The 19991-nt window shown below is 54.7% G+C and carries 14 protein-coding genes and 3 pseudogenes; 8 read left to right on the top strand and 9 right to left on the bottom strand.

Annotated elements, in window-relative coordinates; genetic code table 11:
• Positions 1-154: 154 nt before the first annotated feature.
• Both H7C18_RS24865 and H7C18_RS24860 read right to left on the bottom strand, forming a co-directional pair.
• Positions 155-529: pseudogene (locus tag H7C18_RS24865) on the bottom strand (alpha/beta hydrolase fold domain-containing protein); the annotation flags it as partial.
• Positions 530-630: 101 nt separating this feature from the next.
• Positions 631-1386, bottom strand: a complete 756-nt coding sequence (locus H7C18_RS24860; RefSeq protein WP_185131806.1) for an alpha/beta fold hydrolase — start codon at positions 1384-1386, stop codon at positions 631-633.
• Positions 1387-1612: 226 nt separating this feature from the next.
• On the opposite strand from H7C18_RS24860, the gene H7C18_RS24855 reads away from it, so the two are divergent.
• The 7 genes from H7C18_RS24855 to H7C18_RS24825 all read left to right on the top strand — a co-directional run bounded on the left by H7C18_RS24855 (position 1613) and on the right by H7C18_RS24825 (position 9582).
• Positions 1613-4348: a winged helix-turn-helix domain-containing protein gene (locus H7C18_RS24855; protein ID WP_185131805.1), complete on the top strand. Its 2736-nt coding sequence runs from the start codon at positions 1613-1615 to the stop codon at positions 4346-4348.
• 186 nt (positions 4349-4534) lie between these two features.
• Positions 4535-4786 carry a hypothetical protein gene (locus H7C18_RS24850; protein ID WP_185131804.1) on the top strand — a complete coding sequence of 84 codons (252 nt, stop codon included), beginning with the start codon at positions 4535-4537 and terminating at the stop codon, positions 4784-4786.
• On the top strand, positions 4783-5481 hold the full coding sequence (locus tag H7C18_RS24845; RefSeq protein WP_185131803.1) for a hypothetical protein: 699 nt from the start codon (positions 4783-4785) through the stop codon (positions 5479-5481). Before H7C18_RS24850 ends, H7C18_RS24845 begins: the two co-directional genes overlap by 4 nt.
• Positions 5438-6094: a DUF2306 domain-containing protein gene (locus H7C18_RS24840; protein ID WP_185131802.1), complete on the top strand. Its 657-nt coding sequence runs from the start codon at positions 5438-5440 to the stop codon at positions 6092-6094. The genes H7C18_RS24845 and H7C18_RS24840 overlap by 44 nt, the downstream gene beginning before the upstream one ends.
• 23 nt (positions 6095-6117) lie before the next feature.
• Positions 6118-7086: an NAD(P)-dependent alcohol dehydrogenase gene (locus tag H7C18_RS24835; RefSeq protein WP_185131801.1), complete on the top strand. Its 969-nt coding sequence runs from the start codon at positions 6118-6120 to the stop codon at positions 7084-7086.
• 505 nt (positions 7087-7591) lie between these two features.
• Entirely contained in the window at positions 7592-8011 is a 420-nt protein-coding gene (locus H7C18_RS24830) for a MarR family winged helix-turn-helix transcriptional regulator (RefSeq protein WP_238357954.1), read from the top strand.
• On the top strand, positions 8011-9582 hold the full coding sequence (locus H7C18_RS24825) for an MDR family MFS transporter (RefSeq protein WP_185131799.1): 1572 nt from the start codon (positions 8011-8013) through the stop codon (positions 9580-9582). Before H7C18_RS24830 ends, H7C18_RS24825 begins: the two co-directional genes overlap by 1 nt.
• 249 nt (positions 9583-9831) lie before the next feature.
• On the opposite strand, the gene H7C18_RS24820 is transcribed toward H7C18_RS24825, so the two are convergent.
• The 3 genes and pseudogenes from H7C18_RS24820 to H7C18_RS24810 all read right to left on the bottom strand — a co-directional run bounded on the left by H7C18_RS24820 (position 9832) and on the right by H7C18_RS24810 (position 12330).
• Positions 9832-10461, bottom strand: coding sequence for an HXXEE domain-containing protein (locus tag H7C18_RS24820; RefSeq protein WP_185131798.1), 630 nt, complete (start codon positions 10459-10461; stop codon positions 9832-9834).
• A 409-nt stretch (positions 10462-10870) separates the two neighbouring features.
• Positions 10871-11440 carry a dihydrofolate reductase family protein gene (locus H7C18_RS24815; RefSeq protein WP_185131797.1) on the bottom strand — a complete coding sequence of 190 codons (570 nt, stop codon included), beginning with the start codon at positions 11438-11440 and terminating at the stop codon, positions 10871-10873.
• A gap of 139 nt (positions 11441-11579) precedes the next feature.
• Positions 11580-12330, bottom strand: a pseudogene (locus H7C18_RS24810) (AraC family transcriptional regulator N-terminal domain-containing protein).
• On the opposite strand from H7C18_RS24810, the pseudogene H7C18_RS35845 reads away from it, so the two are divergent.
• Positions 12319-12585 (top strand): annotated as a pseudogene (locus H7C18_RS35845) (hypothetical protein); the annotation flags it as partial. The pseudogenes H7C18_RS24810 and H7C18_RS35845 sit on opposite strands and share 12 nt — an antisense overlap.
• Positions 12586-12642: 57 nt before the next feature.
• On the opposite strand, the gene H7C18_RS24800 reads toward H7C18_RS35845, so the two are convergent.
• The 4 genes from H7C18_RS24800 to H7C18_RS24785 form a co-directional block, all read right to left on the bottom strand.
• Positions 12643-14574, bottom strand: a complete 1932-nt coding sequence (locus H7C18_RS24800; protein WP_185131796.1) for a fructose-1,6-bisphosphatase — start codon at positions 14572-14574, stop codon at positions 12643-12645.
• 190 nt (positions 14575-14764) lie between these two features.
• A complete protein-coding gene (locus H7C18_RS24795) occupies positions 14765-15316 on the bottom strand; it encodes a dihydrofolate reductase family protein (protein ID WP_185131795.1) in 552 nt (183 codons plus the stop codon).
• Between the two features lie 48 nt (positions 15317-15364).
• Positions 15365-15913 (bottom strand): manganese efflux pump MntP, encoded by a 549-nt coding sequence (locus tag H7C18_RS24790; protein WP_185131794.1) that lies wholly within the window; start codon positions 15911-15913, stop codon positions 15365-15367.
• Between the two features lie 159 nt (positions 15914-16072).
• The gene (locus tag H7C18_RS24785) at positions 16073-19942 is read right to left on the bottom strand and encodes an S-layer homology domain-containing protein (protein WP_185131793.1); all 3870 of its coding nucleotides are present in this window, start codon (positions 19940-19942) and stop codon (positions 16073-16075) included.
• Positions 19943-19991: the final 49 nt, after the last annotated feature.

Genomic DNA, 19991 nt, shown 5'->3' with positions numbered 1-19991 from the left:
GGAGAAGAAAATGGTCGAAACAGACAGAGGTCGCAATCCCGTTAGACCTGCGTCCAGGCATGAGTTAGCCGTAGAGCGTTCTTGAGCTGTCGCACCCATTAGTGCCGTCAGCCAATTGGTCGACTAGATGTGCGGATCCTGATCGGACGCCTCGTCATAGGAGATGTTGCTTGATGAAGAGCGCAGCACGGTCTAGGGCTTGATCGGCTTCATCGAGGACACCGGCAAACGCCTGGAAAACATGTGGGACGTCGGCGGTAACGTCGAGAACCACATCCACGCCTGCCTCCCTTGCACGGTCGGCCATCTGAGTGGAATCGTCAAGGAGTACCTCGTTGGTTCCGACTTGGAGCAGAAGCGGCGGGAATCCGGTGAGATCGGCGAACCTAGCGGGACTCGCGAGCTCATGATTGGGGTCCTGCCCGGCGAGGTAAATCGCATCCGTGTAGTCGAAACTGTCACGGGTGAAGTAGGGGTCGATCCCTGCTTTGCTATCCATACTCGCTCCGGAGTGCGTTTTATCCAAACCCGGCGAGAACGCAAAAAGCTAACTCCCCCCTAAAGAGAGTCAGCTTTTTTTGAGTAAGCGCCTTGCATCACTTATTGAAATTATATCCGCTACATTGCCTTCTACTTGTCATGCTTCAATATAAAATCCACGATCGGCTTGGGATCCGGCAGTCCGTGGGGGTGGTGCCCGCACCCTTCCTTGCCGAACACGGTGATGATGTCGCTCTTGCCGTGTTTTTCGTAGAAGTCGGCCAGGAGTTTGCCGTTTTCCTCATAGGGGACGCTGGTGTCGCTGTCGCCGTAGAGCAGCACCACCGGGATGTTGTGCTCGGCAAGCGTGCCCATCTTGTCCATGGGATGGCCGCGGAAGCTCAGCATCTCCGACGCGGTCAGGCCGAGCGCGTCCAGAACTTCCTTTACCGTCTCCTCGTGCCTAGCGGGCTTGTTGTAGCCAAGCGGGGCGCTCAACAGATTCATGGCCGGCGCGTCGAGGTAGAGCACCGACACGTAGTCAGGGTACAGGTGGGCGAAATTTACCGAGGTCACGCCGCCCGCGCTCATCCCGATTGTCACGAACCGGCGGGACAGGCCATATTCCTCGGCCAGGAAATCCACAAAATCCCGGCGCATGTGCTGATCATCGTCGGTGCCCCATCGGTTGCTGTTCTTTATGTAGGAGAGGTGGTAGCCGTGCTCGACGAGCGAAATCGCGGTGTTGGGGAAGGCTCCGAAATACTCCATGTACATGACCATTTTGCCGCCGTCGGGCTTGTCCGAGCGCATTTTAGGCTGTATAAGGATGCACTCGCGGCCCTTAAACGTGAAATCCAGCCGGGCGAAGCCCTCCCATTCGGACGTTTTAACCTCTGCCGCCATATGAACCGTCCTTTCTGTCGTGTGATGTTGTTGTTGTTGATAGGAGTAAATTGCGATTGGGAATTATTTCCGTAGAGTGGTTTTAGTATAACACTTTATGCGAAACAAGCCCAAAGCCGTAATCCTCATATTATTCGTTGCAGCGAGGGAATGAACATATGGTGAAAAACTGACTTTGAAGTTATCATATTAATGAAAGAAAAAATGTCATCGGACGGGACCATCTATGAATATTCCGGTTTTGGCAAGCAAGCTATATATCCCCGTGCCCAGAACGAAGGTTGTCTTCCGCCCGCGTCTGATCGAGCGGCTGAACGAGGGGCTGGAACGCAAGCTGACCCTCGTTTCCGCCTCCGCCGGCTTCGGCAAGACGACGCTGGTTAGTCAATGGGCCGTCGGTTGCGATCGGGCTGTCGCCTGGTTGTCGCTGGACGAAAGGGACAACGACTTGACGCGCTTCTTCCTTCATCTTATCGCTGCCGTGCAATCTATTGCGGAGAGCGTCGGAAAAAGCGCGTTCGCCGCTTTCGAATCGTCTCAATCCCCGCCGATCGAATCGATTCTCACGGTTCTGCTTAATGAAATCTCGGCTCTCCAGTTCAAAATCGTCCTCGTCCTGGACGATTACCATCTCATCGATTCGGAACGGATCGACGATGCCCTGCTCTTCCTGCTCGAGCACCTCCCTCCGCATATGCACCTGGTTATCGCCACTCGCGAAAATCCGCAGCTGCCCCTGGGCAGATTGCGCGCCGGAGGACACTTGACCGAGCTGCGCGACGCCGATCTTCGATTTACTCCCGACGAAGCTGCCGCTTTCCTTCATCAGGCGATAGGCCTGGATCTGACGGCCGGCGAAATAGCCGCGCTGGAATCCCGGACCGAAGGCTGGATTGCGGGACTCCAGCTGGCGGCTCTCTCGATGCAAGGCCGCGAGGACATTCCCGGGTTCATTCGGGCATTCTCCGGAGACAATCGGTACATTGTGGACTACTTGGCCGAAGAGGTTCTGCAGCGCCAACCGGAGCCCGTCCGAAGATTTTTGCTGCAGACGTCCGTTCTCGACCGTTTGCACGGCCCGCTGTGCGACGCCGTCACCGGCCAGGCGGAAGGCAACGTACGGTTGTCCGATTTGGAGAAGGGCAATTTCTTTATCGTGCCGCTGGACGACAGACGCCAGTGGTATCGCTACCATCACCTCTTCGCGGATGTTCTCTCCGCGCATTTGAAGGCGGATCAGCCCGATCATATCGGCTCGCTGCATCGGCGTGCAAGCATTTGGTACGAGCGGCACGGCTCCGCGGACGATGCGATCCGCCATGCTCTCGCGGCAGAGGATTTCACGCGAGCGGCGGACCTGATCGAGCCGGCCTGTCCGACGATGGCCAAGCTTCGACAAGAAGCTGCGACGCTACGCTGGTTAAAGGCGCTGCCTGACGAGTTGGTTCGCCGTCGGCCCGTGCTCAGCGTTTGGTATGCCGGGGCGCTGCTGACCCTCGGCAAGTCGGAGGGGGTAGAAGAACGGCTTCGGGACGCCGAAAGCGGACTGGAGTCGACGGCAGACTCGCACGAACGACCGGATGTCCGCTCGGCTTCGGCCGAGAAGGTTTTCGTGGACGAAGTCGAATATCGCCGTCTCCCTGGATCGACCGCCATGTATCGGTCGGCGCTTGCCCTCATGACGGGCGATGTAATCGGTGCAATGAAATACGCCCGACTGGTGCTCGACCTCATGCCGAAAGATGCCTATCTCAAGCGCGGACCGGCATCCGCTCTCCTTGGACTCTCCTCTTGGACAAGCGGGAACCTCGACGAAGCGTATCGTCTGTTCGCCGATGGCATGGCCGACGTGCAGCGAGGCGGGTACATCTCCGACGCGATCGGGGGCACGAACGCCCTTGCCGATATCCGAATCGTTCAAGGCCGTCTCCGTCAGGCGATGAGCCTATACGAGCGGGGATTGCAGCTTGCGATCGAGCACGGCGATCCTGTCATGCGGGGAACGGCGGACATGTACGTGGGAATGGGCGAAATTCATCGCGAGCGCAACGATCTGCAGACCGCTATGCAGCTTCTGCAGAAAAGCGAGGAACAAGGCGAGCATACCGGATTTCCGCAATACCGGTATCGCTGGCGCGTCGCGATGGCTCGAGTACGCGAGGCGCAAGGAGACTTGCAAAGCGCGCTCGACCTCCTCGGCGAGGCGGAACGCTTTTATGTCGGCGATCTTTTCCCGAATGTGCGTCCCGTGGCGGCGATGAAAACAAAGGTGCTGATCGCGCAGGGGAAGCTGCGCGAAGCGCTCGAATGGGCACGTGCCCATGGCCTGACCGCCCGGGACGAACTGAGTTACCTGCGCGAATTCGAGCACATCACCTTAGCCAGATTGCTTCTTGCCCGGTTTCGAAGCGATCGTGAATACAGCTTTTGGCATGAGGCCATCGGACTTCTTGAGCGACTCCGTCAAGCGGCGGAAGAAGGCGAGAGGGCGGGAAGCACGATCGAAATCCTGATCTTGACGGCTCTTGCGCATCATATGAAAGGAGACACGCCTGCTGCGCTTGGGCCGCTGGAACGCGCTTTGACTTTGGCCGAACCGGAGGGCTGCTTCCGTATTTTCGTAGACGAGGGCCAACCTATGGAGATTCTGCTGAGAGCAGCCTCGAAACGAGGATCCGCCCCCAAGGAATATGTTCGCAGGCTCCTGACAGCCTTTGGCCGGACCGAGGGCAAAACATCTGCCAAACCGGCTCCAAACCATTCGCTGCGCGAACCGCTAAGCGAACGTGAACGCGACGTGCTTCGGTTGCTCGGAACCGAACTAAGCGGACCGGATATTGCCCGCGAGCTCATGGTTTCCCTGAACACCCTGCGAACCCACACCAAAAACATTTACGACAAGCTCGGGGTGAACAACCGCCGTGCAGCCGTCCGACGGTCCGAGGAGCTCGATTTGTTCTAACGTAAGCGCATCCCCCCGCCCTGGCAAAATAGCCGGGCTTTTTTTCGTTTCCCCATTAAAAATTCACCACATCAATCACCACATGTGGTGATGCGGTCTCCCCACATGAACACCTATCATTGGATCTAGCAAGAACACGCGAAGTCAGGAGTCGAATCCGCAGGAAGGAGATGCAGGTGGCTCATAATGAGTGAAACGCAAGGGTCAACGGAAAGCCGACACGACGGATTTTACGAAATTCGCATGAAGGGGCACTTGGATGCCAGATGGGCTTATTGGTTCGAAGGAATGAGCCTTACGCGCGCACGCGACGGAACGACCGTCCTCTACGGCCCGGTGACCGATCAGGCCGCCTTGCATGGCATGCTGAGAAAAATACGGGATCTCGGTCTTCCATTAGTATCGGTCATTCAAAAAAAGAAGGGGACAAACCCATGAACAAAGAGAATAAAATGACAGTAGTTTCGCGTCTTTTCCGCTTCGCCGGCGCAGCCGCTAAGCTGTCGGGGATCCTGTTTGTCGTCATTCAAACGATCCATCCGCTGGACATTCTTTCATCCGTCCACACCGATCGGTGGGCCATCGTTCACTTCTTGGGCGTAGCCATGTGCTTCTGCGGCCTGCTCGGCATGACGGGGATCTACGCCAGGCAAGCGGCAGAGACCGGCTGGCTTGGTCTGATCGGCTATCTCGCGCTAAGCCTCTTCTATGCGCTCACGATGGCTTTTCAATTCGTCGAAGCCCTTATTTCTCCGACGCTCGCAACCGAGTCGCCGAAGCTCGAGGAGAGCATCTTGGCGATCGCCGGCGGATCTTCCGGCGAGTACCTCGGAGCCCTTGAAGCGACTTACATGCTGACGGGAATCCTGTACTTGCTTGGCGGCCTGCTGTTCGGCATCGCATCCTTCCGCGCCCGCATCCTGTCGCGCGGGGCGGCCGGTTTGCTTGCCTTGGGAACGCTTCTGCCTCTCCCTTTGTCCTCGCTGGTCCATCATCCTTACGATCGGTTTTTGGCTGTGCCTGTTGGGCTGGCCTTGGCTTGGCTGGGCTCTTCTCTCTGGCGATCCTTGTCCAAGGAGATGAAGGAAGATGTCTCAGAGCTTCAAAGTGCCGGCAAAAGAGTCCTCGGCTAAGCTGCTCATTGCCGGCCTGCTCTTTCTGAGCTTCATCCCGATGGCCGGCGGCGCCTTCCGCTTAACCGAACTGTCCGGCGGCGGCGAGATCACGCCGGACAACGCACGTTTTTTTGCGTCGCCCCTGCCGGTGGTTCTGCACATCATTTCCTCCAGCGTCTATGCCGTCCTGGGCGCGTTCCAATTCTCGCCCAGGTTACGGCGGCGCAAACCCGGCTGGCATCGCGCTGCCGGCCGACTTCTGGTGTTATGCGGATTGCTGGTCGGGCTATCCGGAATATGGATGACTTTGTTTTATTCCTTTCCGCCGGGCTCCGGCGAATTGCTTTATGCTCTTCGGCTCTTGTTCGGGTCGGCCATGGTCGCGTCCATCATCCTCGGCCTTGTCTCGATTATACGCGGAAATGTAGATCGGCACCGCGCATGGATGATTCGGGGCTACGCAATCGGGCTAGGCGCGGGTACGCAGGTGTTCACCCTGTGGGCTGGCGAATCGCTCGCCGGCCCGCCGGGCGAGCTTGGCAGAGCGCTTCTGATGGGCGCGGGCTGGGCAATCAACCTGGCCGTGGCCGAATGGGAGATTCGAAGAAAACGGAAACAGGTTCTGGATTAAACTTCGGGATTGAGGAGTGACACATGAAAGCGATCGTATACGAGCGGTACGGACCGCCGGAAGTGCTGCAATTGCGTGAAGTCGCCAAGCCGGTACCGAAGGACGACGAGATATTGATCAAGGTGTGTGCCGCAACCGCCGCGGCGGGGGATTGGCGTTTGCGCAAAGCGGATCCTTTTCTGGCGAGATTGTTTAACGGTCTATTGCGGCCGAAAAAAGTCCAAATTCTCGGATTCGAGCTGGCGGGCATGGTCGATTCGATCGGCAGCGGCGTTACCCGGTTCAAGCCGGGAGATGCCGTCTATGCCGCCTGCGGCACAGGCTTCGGCGCGTATGCCGAATATAAAGCTTTGCCCGAGAACGGCGCCGTTGCGCTTATGCCGGAGAATTTGACGTTCGAGGAAGCGGCAACGGTTCCGGTCGGCGCCTGTACGGCCCTGCAATTTCTCCGCAAAGGCAACGTCCGAAACGGCAGCCGAGTTCTCGTCTACGGCGCATCCGGCAGCGTAGGAACGTATGCCGTGCAGCTCGCCAAACATTTCGGCGCGGAAGTGACGGGCGTCTGCAGCACGTCGAATGTGGAGCTAGTAAAGACGCTGGGCGCCGACCGCGTCATCGATTATACGAAAGAATCGATTGAGGAAAACGGTCCTGCCTTTAACATCATTTTCGATACGGTGGGAAAAAGTCCGTTCAGGGTTTGCATCCGGAGACTCGCTCCAAACGGCTTCTATTTAAACACGTTTCTTGTGAGCCCTCCGGCGATGCTTCGCGGGTCATGGTTCAGCCTGACAAGCGGCAAAAAGGTGCAAGGAGGCTCCGTGAGGGAAACCGCGGAAGACTTGGCGTATTTGAAGGAGCTGATCGAAGCCGGGAAGGTGAGTCCGATCATCGACCGCCTCTATCCTCTGGAGCAGGCTGCGGACGCCCACCGCTATGTGGAGCAAGGGCATAAAAAAGGCAATGTGGTATTAACCGTTCGGCAAGGGTGAGCGTCTTTAGGGCCGAACGACCGATCACCCATCGAAAAAGCATTCTTAAGCTAAAGGGTGCAATAACCTAATCAACCGTCCTTTTGTTGGACGGTTTTCTTTTAGCCGAGATGTATTATTGCGGTATCGTTTCCCGTTTCTTTGGAGTGCCCTTTAGGATGGCTCTTGAACGGAATGTCCAAGTTCGTAAAATAATGCTGGAGGAGCACGACATGGGGGGAAACCGGCGCCCTTCCGCATCCGGCCGCATCGAAGAAGGGTCGGGCAAAATTCTACGGCAAAGTCCAGGTAGGCTTCGGCCCCTTGGCGGGCCAACTCGCGGTTCGTTCGGTCAACCGGCTGCGGACGTATTGACGCGAGCCTCATTTTGTTGTAGCTTCTTAGAAGCTAAATATCTTATTCTCTAAGTTATTTATGCGCGAATATTTCTACTCAAAATGGAGGGAGAAGAAAAATAGGAGAATCGGGACATAAAGAAGCCAAACTCTCCGAGCTGCAAATTTTGATGGAGCAGTGGTCGCAGAAGGCGAAGAACAGCCTGAAATCACTGGAGAATCCGCTGCATCTGGCGAACGGACAAATTTTCGTGCTGATGTACCTGCAGCAGATTGAATCCTGCAGAGTCAACGATGTCGCCAAAATTCTCGGCCTTACATCAGGCGCGGCAACCGGGCTGACGGATAAGCTCGTCGCCTTAGGACTGGTCGAGAGAAGAAGACTGGAGGACGACCGCAGGGTCGTGCGGCTCAGCTTAACGGAGACAGGCAAAGAAACCATCAAACAAGTATGGAAACAAAGGAACGAATGGTTCACGGACATCGTCGGCCAGCTTGAAGAGTCGAAACTGGATGTGATCCTGAATGCCTTCAGGCTGTTGATTCAAGTATTCGATGACAAATTAGAACAAAACAAGGAAGTGGAATGATGAACGCTATCAGTCCTAGACAGATCCGCTGGATCGTGACCGGACTCATGCTTGGCTTGCTGCTCGGGTCGCTCGATCAAACGATCGTCTCGACCGCAATGCCGCATGTTATTGCGGAATTGAATGGATTCAGCTTGTACAGCTGGGTATTTACGATTTATATGTTAACCTCGACGACGGCCGTCCCGATTTTCGGCAAGCTTGCGGATTTGTTCGGCAGACGCCTCGTTTATTTGATCGGGATGGGGTTGTTCCTCGTCGGCTCGGCGCTTTGCGGCTTGTCGCACGACATGACGCAATTGATCGTATTCCGCGCGATCCAAGGGATCGGAGCGGGAGCTCTGATGCCGATCGCCATGACGATCATCGGCGATATTTTTCCTCCGGACCGCCGCGGGAAAATGCAAGGCATTTTCGGCGCCGTATTCGGTCTATCCAGCGTCATCGGGCCGGCAGTCGGCGGCTTTATCGTCGACCATCTCGCTTGGCAGTGGATTTTCTACATCAATCTTCCGTTCGGTATTTTCGCAGCCATTATTCTTTCCGTCGCGCTCAAGGAATCCAAGAGCTCCGAGAAAAAATCGATCGACTGGGGCGGCGCCTCCACGCTCACCGGCGCGGTGGTCGCGTTCCTGCTCGCCATCGAAATGGGGGGGAGCGGTTCGTCCGATGGCGGCATGAAGCGTTATGCTTGGGATTCCCCGCAGATTCTCGGCCTATTCGGCGCCAGCCTCCTGTTGATTCTCGTGTTCCTGTGGATCGAGTCCAAAGTGAAGGAACCGATCATTCCGCTGAAACTGTTTAACTACCGCGCTATCTCGGTATCGAGCATCGTGGGCTTCCTGATGGGGATGGGCATGTTCGGCGCGATTACGTACATCCCGCTGTTCTCGCAGGCCGTCATCGGCACGTCGGCTTCGAATTCCGGGTATATTTTGACGCCGCTTATGCTGTCGCTCATTTTGTCCAGCATTATCGGCGGACGGCTCATCACGAAGATCAGCTACCGCACGATCGTCTTAACGTCAATGGCGATTATGACAGTCGGATATTTGCTCATGTCTCAAATGAACGTGAATACGAGCAGCTTCGAGCTGATCTTGTATATGATTATCGTCGGTTTCGGAATGGGCGCCCTGATGCCGGTCCTCACCATCGCCGCGCAAAGCGCGGTCGGGCACGATCTTCGCGGCGTCGCCACGTCGACGACGCAGTTCACGCGCTCCATCGGCGGTACGGTCGGGGTTGCGATCATGGGCGTCATTATGTCCAGCAAAATGACAAGCGGGATCACCGGCCTGCAAGGCCAGTTCAAAGACATTCCGGCCGAGCAGCTCGGCAAGCTGGCTAATCCGCAATCTCTGCTGCAGCCGGACGTGAAGGCTCAAATACCGGCCCAGCTGCTTGCGGCGCTGCAAAATATTCTCAGCGATGCCATCACATCCGTATTCTTCATCGGGATCGTCGTCGTTCTGGTCGGGCTGCTTGCTTCCATTTTCTACGGCAAGCTGCGGATGCCGAAACGCACGGATGGCGCAGCTCCGATGAAAGCCGAGCCGGAACATTTTTAACGCGTTTCTTAATAAAGACCAATGAAAATAATGCCCCTTTAGCGGTACAGCCTGCCGGATCATACCGGCAGGCTATTTGTTTGAAGTATCGTTCCCAGTTAGCGTAATCGTCAGTTGTCCAAGGAAACAAGTTCCGCACCAGCGCTTATAACGTTTCACGATCCAGTCTTTCAAATAAATAGGGTCGATAATTTCGGTTTCTTTGGCATACCACCATTGCAGCGGTTCCATTCCCTTGCGTCAAATGCCCTACAAACGATTGTCGGGCGGCAGGGAACGCTTGGGAAAAATGAAAGACGTACGTTCGTCTTTCATCCAATCGATGGTTTTCAGAATTCCGACATAGTTGAGCACGATCCCGAACGGGACCCCGATCACATAATCCAGCGGTGAGACCAGATGCTGATGGTGGATCAAATAAAAGAAACCGACGGTCAAAGGCAGAAATAATAGATTTGCTGTTGCCATACCAGGATTATATCGCGTTCTGCCCCGGATGTTGAAAATGAAGGAGTGGGCTAAAAAGTTGCCGAGTGACACCAGAATGCTGGCCATCGACAGCCAAATCGCACGCTCCGCCATCAGGGCGGCGAGCAGATAAAGAGACCAACCGAGGTACACGTTGACCACTAGCGACGTATTGGAGTTCAATGGGTAACGGTCCGGCTGTTCGCTCTTGAACATCACCTTGTTCATCATTCCCGGAAAGTATCCGGGGTATCGATACTCCTCAAACTGATGAAGCCACAACGTGATCAGACTGATCCACAACAGCGCCTGCAATTCGCTGAATCGATCGTACCGTACCCCGACAAAAAGAGAAACCAAAACAGCAAGCAGAAATCCTAGATCGAACCAATGCTTCCTTAACAGATTCATAAAGTTGACCCCTCTTTAAGGTGATTTCTTGTAGTCAGAACTCATCATTACATTCTCTCCCGACACATATCCGGCATCGCATTTTCAACTGGCGACTCCCGGCACTTCGTATGTCTGCACGGAGGCTGACATGGCTCGATCTTCTGGGGCGAGCCAAGCTGACGAAACGAATCGATCCGAAGGGATGCGCTCCGGGACTTCCAGCGGCAGGCGCCTCCGCTTCTTCCTCCTGACAAAAATCTATGTATTCCATCACTCATAATAATTGCTGTTTTGTAGTGATTATTAAGTATTCGTGAAGTGAATGGAACTATCCTGTCCGTTAGCTGAACAGCCTGCCGGATCACGCCGGCAGGCTGTCTAATTAAGGTAACGTTCCTCGTTAGAGCCGACAACTTGTACGGCGCGACTATTTCTCCAACTCATAGCGGGTCGCGATAATGCCCGACTTGAACGTTCGGCTGGACAGCAGCTTGAGCCGGATTTTCTCGATGACGCCTTCGAATGCCGATTTTCCGCGGCCCAGGACGACCGGACAAATCGTCAGCAGGAATTCGTCGATCAGACCGAGCTCAAGCAGCGTCTTCGCAGCCCCCGGGCTGCCGAAGATAACGAGATTTTTGCCGGGCTGCTCCTTGAGCGCCTTGATTTCCTCTGCGATTTTGTCCTTGATCAGCATCGTATTGTTCCATTCCGCCTTGTCCATCGTGCCGGAAATGACGATCTTCTTAACGTCCTGCACCCATTTGGCATGCTCCAAACCGTGCCTCGACGCATTCGGATCATTCAGCACCGTGGGCCAGTAGCTCTCCATCATCTGATACGTCGTACGTCCGTAAACGGGAGAACCGACTTCGGCTACGACCTCCTCGGCGTATTTCTCCAATTCCTCGTTGTACGGAATCCAATCCAGTCCTCCGTTCGAATCCGACGCATACCCATCCAGCGAAACATGCATGAACAATACGAGTTTTCTCATGTCCGTTTTTCCTCCGATTTCAAATTGATCTTTTTTATTTTTTGGCCGTTGTCCTGTGGTTTGTCCTGCTGTTACGTTCACTATAAATCATTACGTCACGTAAGGTTCAAGCGGGAATCTGAATTTTTTTGCAGGCAATTCACTGTGGTTCAAATAAAGAATCGCGCAGGTGATTAATATCTCTCATCGGCGGGCGTCCAAATAAGCGGGCGTATTCCCGGTTGAACTGGGAAGGGCTTTCGTAACCGACGCGAAATCCTGCCGCTGCAGCATCCAAGCCTTGCGTGAGCATCAATCGACCAAATGACGAGAGGCTTGGAATAATCACGGTTGATCAGATGGATGGCATTTGAAAAGCCTTGTGCATAGCTTCCGATCACGGCAAATTGCCTGATCAACGCCCCTTGTTCGCCCTGCAGTACCCTATAAAATACTTCCCGGATGATAAGCGGAGCCAGCATCTCGATGTCAGTCGGCGTATCTAAAAGATTGACGAGGCGCAGAACCGCATCTAGCAAAGAAGGGGAGGATGGATTGACCAAAATGCCCCGTCCCGTCTCTCCCCTTTTCTCCGGGCTAGATTTCTTGTTTATATCCAGAATGACATCCGGACTGAGCATTAATTCTAAGCTTAAGTAAGGTGTCTGCGGCGATGCCTGAGTGATTTTCCCGATAACCGGCAGATGAACGGAGGTAACCAAATACGTCTCTGATACGATCTGGAAGCTTTCCCCGGCTAATGTGGCAGTCTTGGAGCCTTGGGCAATTAAGTAAAGAGAGGGCATGCCGAGGGTATGCGTCGGTTCCGATTCCTGAGTCGCACGCCTAAAACAAAGCTCCGGAATCGCTGTTTTATACGAACCGTCCGTAGTCGTATGGGTTTGCGCCAGGAAGCCGGCGACAAGGTGCGGGTGACGATCATTTCGCCCGGCATGGTCCGGACGGATGGCGTGATAAATCCGGAGGGGAAGGCCGGGCAGGAAGAGTCCCGTGACAAGTTCACGATGCCGCCGGAAGTAATTGCTCGTGCGATTGCGATCGCGATGCCGCCGGAGGCGATTGCTCGTGCGATTGCCTACGCGATCGAGCAGCCGGCCGATATTGATGTGAACGAGATCGTGATCCGTCCCACAGCACAGGCGTAAGGTAATAGCCGTTGGAAACAATCAGCCGCCCGAGGGCGGCTCTTTTTAGCAGTTGTTTCATTTCATGTAGCGATACTCCAGGAGATTCTTCAAATTTGAGATTTTCTGCAGCAGCTTCTCCCCGACATTGGTTTCCCTCACCAGCTTCCGCTCCAGTTCTTTGTCCACCAGCCTTTTTACAGACAACACGTCCGTTCCGTTGCACAACACATCTTCTTTTGAATTAAATTTCTGATGGGCAACGAGCTGCATGCCAAAGGAATTATACAACAAGGTATATCCGGCGATGCCCGTTGTGGATTGATAGGCTTTGGAAAAACCGCCGTCAATGACAACCATCTTGCCGTTTGCTTTAACGGGGTTCTCTCCACGAATTTCTTTAACTGGCGTGTGGCCGTTAATGATATGTCCATGATCCGGATTCAAATCAAACTCCAGCAGGATTTTCCGGCAGATCTCCTCATTTTCACGCAAATGGTAATAAGGGTTCTTTCTCTCCTTATGGGTTTCTTTATCTTGGATAAAGTACCGTTCAAAGGTGGTCATTTCTCTCTTTCCAAAGAGCGAGGAGCATTCCCCTGTCCAGATGTACCATACCATATCCGTAGCCAGATCATCCGTCTCTTCCGGATGCGCAAAGGCGTAGCGTAAATAATTTTCAAAAACATCGAGCAGCTGACGGCCCGAATACGTCTTGTCTTCAATCTGCATCTCTTCCATGTTTCCTTCTTCATCCAAAGGAATACAACCGTGAATTAACAAATTCCCGTTGTATTTTAAATAGAGGCTGCCCTTTTTCATAAGAAAATTCATATGTCTGGCCAGCTTTTCGGAATGCTGAACGGAGAACAGAAGCTTTTCCATCACCTGCCGTTCTTCCTCCAGCAATTGTTCAGGCTGCTCCGGATTTACGGTTGCGAAACAGGTGTTTTCCAGCGGGTACGTTTTTCCGCCGATCTTGATTTCATTTTTGTCGTAATCGATCCGCTCAAGCAAAAGCCTTTCAGACATATTAAAGGATGGGCGTCTCTTGATAATCGGGATTTCAAGCTTAAACTGGATCATGGCAATGGCTTGATGAATTTTGGCAATCTGCAGGATTTCCTGCTCCGAACCGTTATGGTCGGTCTGCAGCTTCGGTCTAAAGGCCGGATTGTCCTCATAGTATTTCTCCGCCAAGTTCAGCAGCGGGCGAAGATTGATTCCGTATACGTCTTCGATGATGTCCAGATTGTCGTATCTGGCGCAGATCCGGATAATATTCGCAAGGCAGACCAGGGAACCTGCATAGGCGCCTATCCACAGGACATCATGGTTCCCCCACTGAATGTCTACAGAATGGTAGTTGATCAGCGTGTCCATAATTTTATCGGGGTCCGGCCCGCGGTCATAGATATCTCCGACTACATGAAGATGGTCAACCACCAGGCGCTGGGTCGTATAAGCAAGGCCGATAATGAGCTTGTCCGCATGGCCCAAGGATATTATTTGCCGGTATATTTCCTCATAATAAGGGTCCTTATTGTTGGTCGAATCCGTCTTGTATAGAAGCTCTTCTACAATATATACAAACTGCTCCGGCAGAGCTTTACGCAATTTCGAGCGCGTATATTTGGAAGAGGCATAAGCAATGAGCTTAAGCATATGTTCAATCGTTTGTCTGTACCATCGGTTCAAGGCTTGTTTATTGCACAGGTCTCCTTTAACCAGCTGTATTTTTTCTTCCGGATAATAAACTAACGCCGCAAGATCATTGATTTCATGATCCGTCCAACCCTCGCGGAACAAAGCTTTGATTTTCTCTTTTACGGTACCCGAACCGTTTCTTAGTACATGCTGAAAAGCCTGAAACTCCCCATGCAAATCACTGACAAAATGCTCAGTTCCCTTGGGAAGATTGGAGATCGCTTCAAGGTTGATGATTTCTGTTATCACTTTTTCTTCCGTATCGTATTTCTGGGCCAATAAATCTAGAAACTGCGCATCCAAAACAGATGTCCCCCTTCAAGGAGATATGGCCGTGTACCTGAGCCTTTAAGGTTAGTGTACCCAGCAAAAGGAAAAACATTAGGTTTCCGAGGTTCCCTTTGGTACTCTGACTAACAGCTATTATAACTGAAACTTCTTACGCTATCCTGCCGGATCCCGCCGGCAGGCTGTCGTATTGTTAGCCGAGCAGTTAACGAACGGGCGTGTAGCGGAGCACCACGACGCCGGAGCCGAAGGGTTTGGTCTCGGTCAGCTTCAGATCCAGCCGATCGCGAACTCCCCCCAATAATCGGGGGCCGCGTCCGGCAACGATTGGCTGTACCAGGAAATGATACTCATCCACCAAGCCTAGTTGCGCCAGGGTGGAACCGAGGCCGGGACCGCCGTTGACGACTAGGTTCTTCCCTTCTGCCGTAAGCTGCGGCACCTCCTCGGAGACAGGCCCCTTCAACAAGAAAGAGTTCTGCCACGACACGTGATTCAGCGTCCGCGAGAAGACGTACTTGGGTTTCCGATCGAGCTTGCGTGCGAAGTCGACCAAGAATGGAGGTCCGTCGCCGCTGCTGGCAATGGCCGGCCAAGCACTTTCCATCAGCTGGTAGATTTCACGTCCGAAAAGCAGACCATCGGACCGGTCCATCAGGTCCTCCGTGTACCGGTGTAGCTCCTCATCCGCAATCACCTGCGTGTGGTCGCAGCAACCGTCCAGCGTCACATTCATCATCAGAATTACCCGTCCCATATGCAGCCTCCTTAAAACGGCTTCAGGATCGCTAAACTATCGTCCCCTTTAGAGTAACGACTCGATAATAATCCATGCGCCAAGCAAACCTAATACAATGCCGGCCATTTTCTCGGACCATTCGCCCATATATCGTTTGAGCTTGGCGCCAAAGGTCAATCCGATAAAAGAAAACAGCAACGATTGAAGTGCAATAAGAACAATCGTTAGTGCTACCGGCACGCCTACAAGTCCAATCGAAAATCCGACAGCAAGTTCATCCAAAGAGATGCTTAAGGCTGTCAGAATGAGCGTCCAACCTATTAAATGATGTTCCAGCTTTTCCTCTTCCTCGTCCTCATCTTCAAAAAAGATAAGCCAGATTGCAACTCCGATTAATAGAAACCCTCCAATAACCGATGCCCAATGTCCCAAAATCTGCCCCGCGCCTTTTCCGGCAAGAAGTCCAATTAGCGGCATAATAGCCTCTGCACAGACGAATGCCGCGGCAATTTTCCATTTTCCTTTTGTTTTGATGACACCCAGCGATATAGAGATTAATAATGTATCTATCCCTAAAGATAAAACGAAAACAATCATCTTTAATAGAGTGGTCATCCCTATCACCTAGTGTCGTTTTTGCTTTTATCATATCTGACAGATCGGATACGTGACAATCTAATTTAGTTAATCTCCGAAGCAGATCTTGCTTCAGCCTAAATAACCAGTCGCCGATTGAATATCGGCAACTGGCTATCTAGTTTCCCGGCTTCCTTTCTATCGAGAGATTTGCCGATTCAGCCGCGCCAGCATCTCGACCAGAACGGTTATCGCCTCCGCTCTCGTTGCTTTGACGTTAGGATGGAAACGGTTCTCCCCCGCCCCCTGAACGATGCCAAGATTCTTTATCGCGGCGATGGCGCCTCTCGCCCATGCCGGAATGTCCTTGTCGTCCGCAAAGCCCGTTGCGGATCCCGCCTCCGCCGTAAGCTTAAGCGCATTGGCGATCATCGCGATCATCTCCGTGCGCGTGATTTCCGCATCCGGACGGAACGAACCGTCTACGTATCCTTTAATGATGCCTTCCTGCACGGCTTGCGCGACGGCTTCTCGCGCCCATGCCCCGATCTTATCCTTATCGGTGAAGATTAACTCCGCTCCGGCCGACTGCGGCTTCAGCGCCTTGATCAGCATGACCGCGAACTCCTCTCGCGTCACGGGCTGGTTCGGCTTGAAGGTTCCGTCCGGGTAGCCGGTAACGATTCCGCTTTGTACGCCTTGCTGTATGGCCGCCTCCGCCCAATGTCCGATGATGTCGCTGAACGAAGTCGGCTGCTGCGGCTGTGTCGTAGGATCGTCCGCGGGTTCATCGCTCGAAGGGTTGCCGGCGGATCCCCCATCGGACGGATTCGTAACTGGCGTCGTCGGCACGCTGCCTCCGCCATCGTTAATCGGAGGAGCAGCGTTTACGGTTACCGTATACGTTATCCGGGTGACTCCGTCCTCCGCGGTAACGATCACCTTTTTCCCCGTCTCCAGCACGGTGGCCAGGGACGTGCCGTCGGAATCGTACACATTGAAGCTTGCTTTCGCAGCAGGCGTAATCGCCGCTTTGAATGCGGCCAGCGTGGTGCCGTATGGAATGTTCGTAATGGTCTCGTTCGCCGTGCCGTTCGAGCTTACAGTCCCTACCGCGGACGTTAAAGTGGCCGCATTGCTCTTGGCGACGGTCACCGTAACCGTCCAATTCTGGCTGCTGCCGTCCTCGGCGGTTACCTCATAGGTAACCGGAGACGTAAAGTCGTTAGCCGTCGTGCCGCTTACCTGAGCCGCAGCCCCAACCTTCGCAGAGGCGCCAGCCGACAGCGCGAATGCGGCCACCAGACTGCCCGCGTCCGTGCCGTTCGCCACTTCAATCGAGACCGTATGCGCTGTCGCGTCGATGACGGCCGCCGCGCTCTGCTCCGCCAAGCTGAACGCGGTGATGTCCTTGGCGCTGCTTACCGCAGCCGCTACGGTCACCGTAACCGTCCAGATTTGGCTGCTTCCGTCCGTCGCGGTTACGATATAGGTAACCGGCGTCGTGAAGTCATTAGCCGTCGTTCCGCTTACTTGAGCCGCAGTCCCAACCTTCGCCGATGCTCCGGCGGACAGCGCGAATGCGGCCGCCAAGTTGCTCAAGTCCGTGCCGTTCGCCACTTCAATCGAGACCGTATGCGCAGCCGCGTCGATGACGGCCGCTCCGGTCTGCTCCGCCAAGCTGAACGCGGTGAAGTCCTTGGCGTCGTTGACCGCAACGGTAACGGTGACTTTCCAGCTCTGCGAACTGCCGTTTTCCGCCGTCACCTTATAAGTAACCGGGCTTGAAAAGTCGTTGGCGGTCGTACCGCTTACTTGGGTCGCCGTACCGACCTTCGCGGCGGCTCCCGGAGATAAAGCGAACGAAGCGACCAAGCCGTTCAAGCTGGTGCCGTACGCGACTTGAATGCTCACCGCGTGCGCGGAAGAATTGATCGTCGCCGGCCCCGTCTGCTCGGGGAAGCTGAATGAAGCGATGTCCTTCGCGCTATTGGGCGCGACCGTCACGGTGACGGTCCAATCTTGCGTGCTGCCGTCTCCCGCTTGCACCTTGTAAGTAACCGGGCTCGTAAAGTCGTTCAACGTCGCTCCGCTCACTTGATCCACGCCGCCAACCTTCGCCGAAGCGTCGGCTGACAGGCTGAACGTCGCCGCCAGGCAGCTGCGGTCGGTTCCGTACGCGACTTGAAGGCTCACCGTATGCGAGGCCGCATTGATCGTCGCCGCTCTGGTCTGTGCCGCCAGGCTAAAAGAAGTAATGTCCTTCGCGCCGTTCGCGCTGACGGTCAAAGTATAGGTAACCTTCGTGACTCCGTCCTCCGCGGTCACGATCATTTGATCGCCCGTCGCCAACCGGGTGGCTACCGTGGTCCCGTCCGATTCATAAATCTCGAAAGTCGCCCCAGACGCCGGTACGACAGCCGTCTTGAATTCGGATAAAGTCGTGCCGTAAGGAATGTCCGTCACGGTTTCTTCCGACGTTCCGTTCGCGCTGACGGTTCCGATCGTGAAGGCGAGCGATGCGTCCGAGCTGGGCAGGATCCAATAGGCATACAAGGTCGTGTTGGATGTAATCGTGATGGAATCGCCGGGCCGATAAGTCGCCCCGGTGCCGTCCGCCGCCGTATTCCACCCGTAGAACCTATAGCCCAGAGCGGTCAAACTCGAATCCAAGACCATGGTACCCGAATCCACCGCCGCCCTTTCTCCCGGGATGTAGGAACGGCTCGGCGGAACCGAACCGCTTACCCCGCCGTTCCCGTCGTAATCCAGATAAGCCTGAGTGGCTAGCAGGTAGGGATATCCCCCGTTGCGCGTCGGATCGAGAGCCCATACGGCCGTGAAATCCCAGGCATTGGCGGCATCGGCCCCGAACGTGCCGGCGTCCTTCATCTGGCTCGTGGCGACGCCGGTGCCTCCGGCCGAAACAGATTGCCCCGTCGCATCCGAGTCGTAGAAGCTGTTGAGGACCGGCGCATACATGCCCCCAACATCGGGATCGCCATCCCCCACCAATCCGCCGACGCCGGTGCTTCCGACGCCCTCATTCACAAGCCCTGAAGCATAACTGTTCTTGATTGTCAGATTGTAATTTTTATACCCGACCAGGCCTCCGGCGCTGGACGTGCCGCTTACCGCCCCCGAGGCGTAGCTATTGCCGATCGTCGCCGTGCTCGCGCTGTAGCCGACCAAACCGCCGACGTTCGAGCTTCCGTTTACCTCGCCCGCGGAATAGCTGTTGCCGATGTTCACGGAGACAGCCTCACCGATTAAACCGCCGACCATCGAATCCCCGGTTACCCTCCCCGAGGCATAACTGTTGTTGATCGGAGCTGATCCCGTACCCGTCAAACCAACCAGCCCGCCGACCGCCTCGCCTCCGTTTGCGCCGGTTATGTCTCCGGTAGCGTAGCTATTGTTGATGGCGGATCCGCTCATTTCCGCTTCGCCGATCAAACCGCCGATATGGGAAGTCCCGCTCACGTTCGCCGATGAATGGCTGCCGCCGATCGTGCTGCCGTAATTGGCCCCGACCAGACCGCCGACTTCCGTGCTGCCGGTCACTTGTCCGGAGACGCTGCTGCCCGCAATCGTTCCGCTTGCGGTGTAGCCGGCCAAACCGCCGACATATTGACGACCTGTAACCGACACGTTCTCGAGCGTCAAATTCGAAATCGAGTAGCTGCCGCCCAAATAACCGAACAGCCCCATATAATCGGCAGTCGGATCGTTGATCGTAAGGCCTGTAATCTTATGGCCGTCGCCATCCAGATGCGCGTAAAAAACTCTCGTGATCGCGCCGATCGGCACCCAACCGGTTCCCGCCGAATAACCGCTTAGATCGATATCGCTCGTCAGTTTGAAGTAATACTTCGACGGCGTATAATTTCGAATGCTGTCGAATTGCTCGGGCGTCCCGACCAGATAGGGACTGGAAGCCGTCCCGCTTCCCGGGAAAGGCGCCGCCGCGTCAGCCTTCCCGAGCCAAAGAACGCCGCCGTTGAATGCGCCAAGTCCCATAAGTACCGCCAATAGGGAGACGAACCCCCGAAGCATGAATTTCCGCATTGTTTTCCCCTCTCCGCATTCTGTCGTTCCTAAATTCCTCTTCCCTTCG

The organism is Cohnella zeiphila (genome assembly GCF_014212055.1).
Classification (GTDB): Bacteria; Bacillota; Bacilli; order Paenibacillales; family Paenibacillaceae; genus Cohnella; species Cohnella zeiphila.
This window is presented reverse-complemented; position numbering and strand designations above follow the sequence as displayed.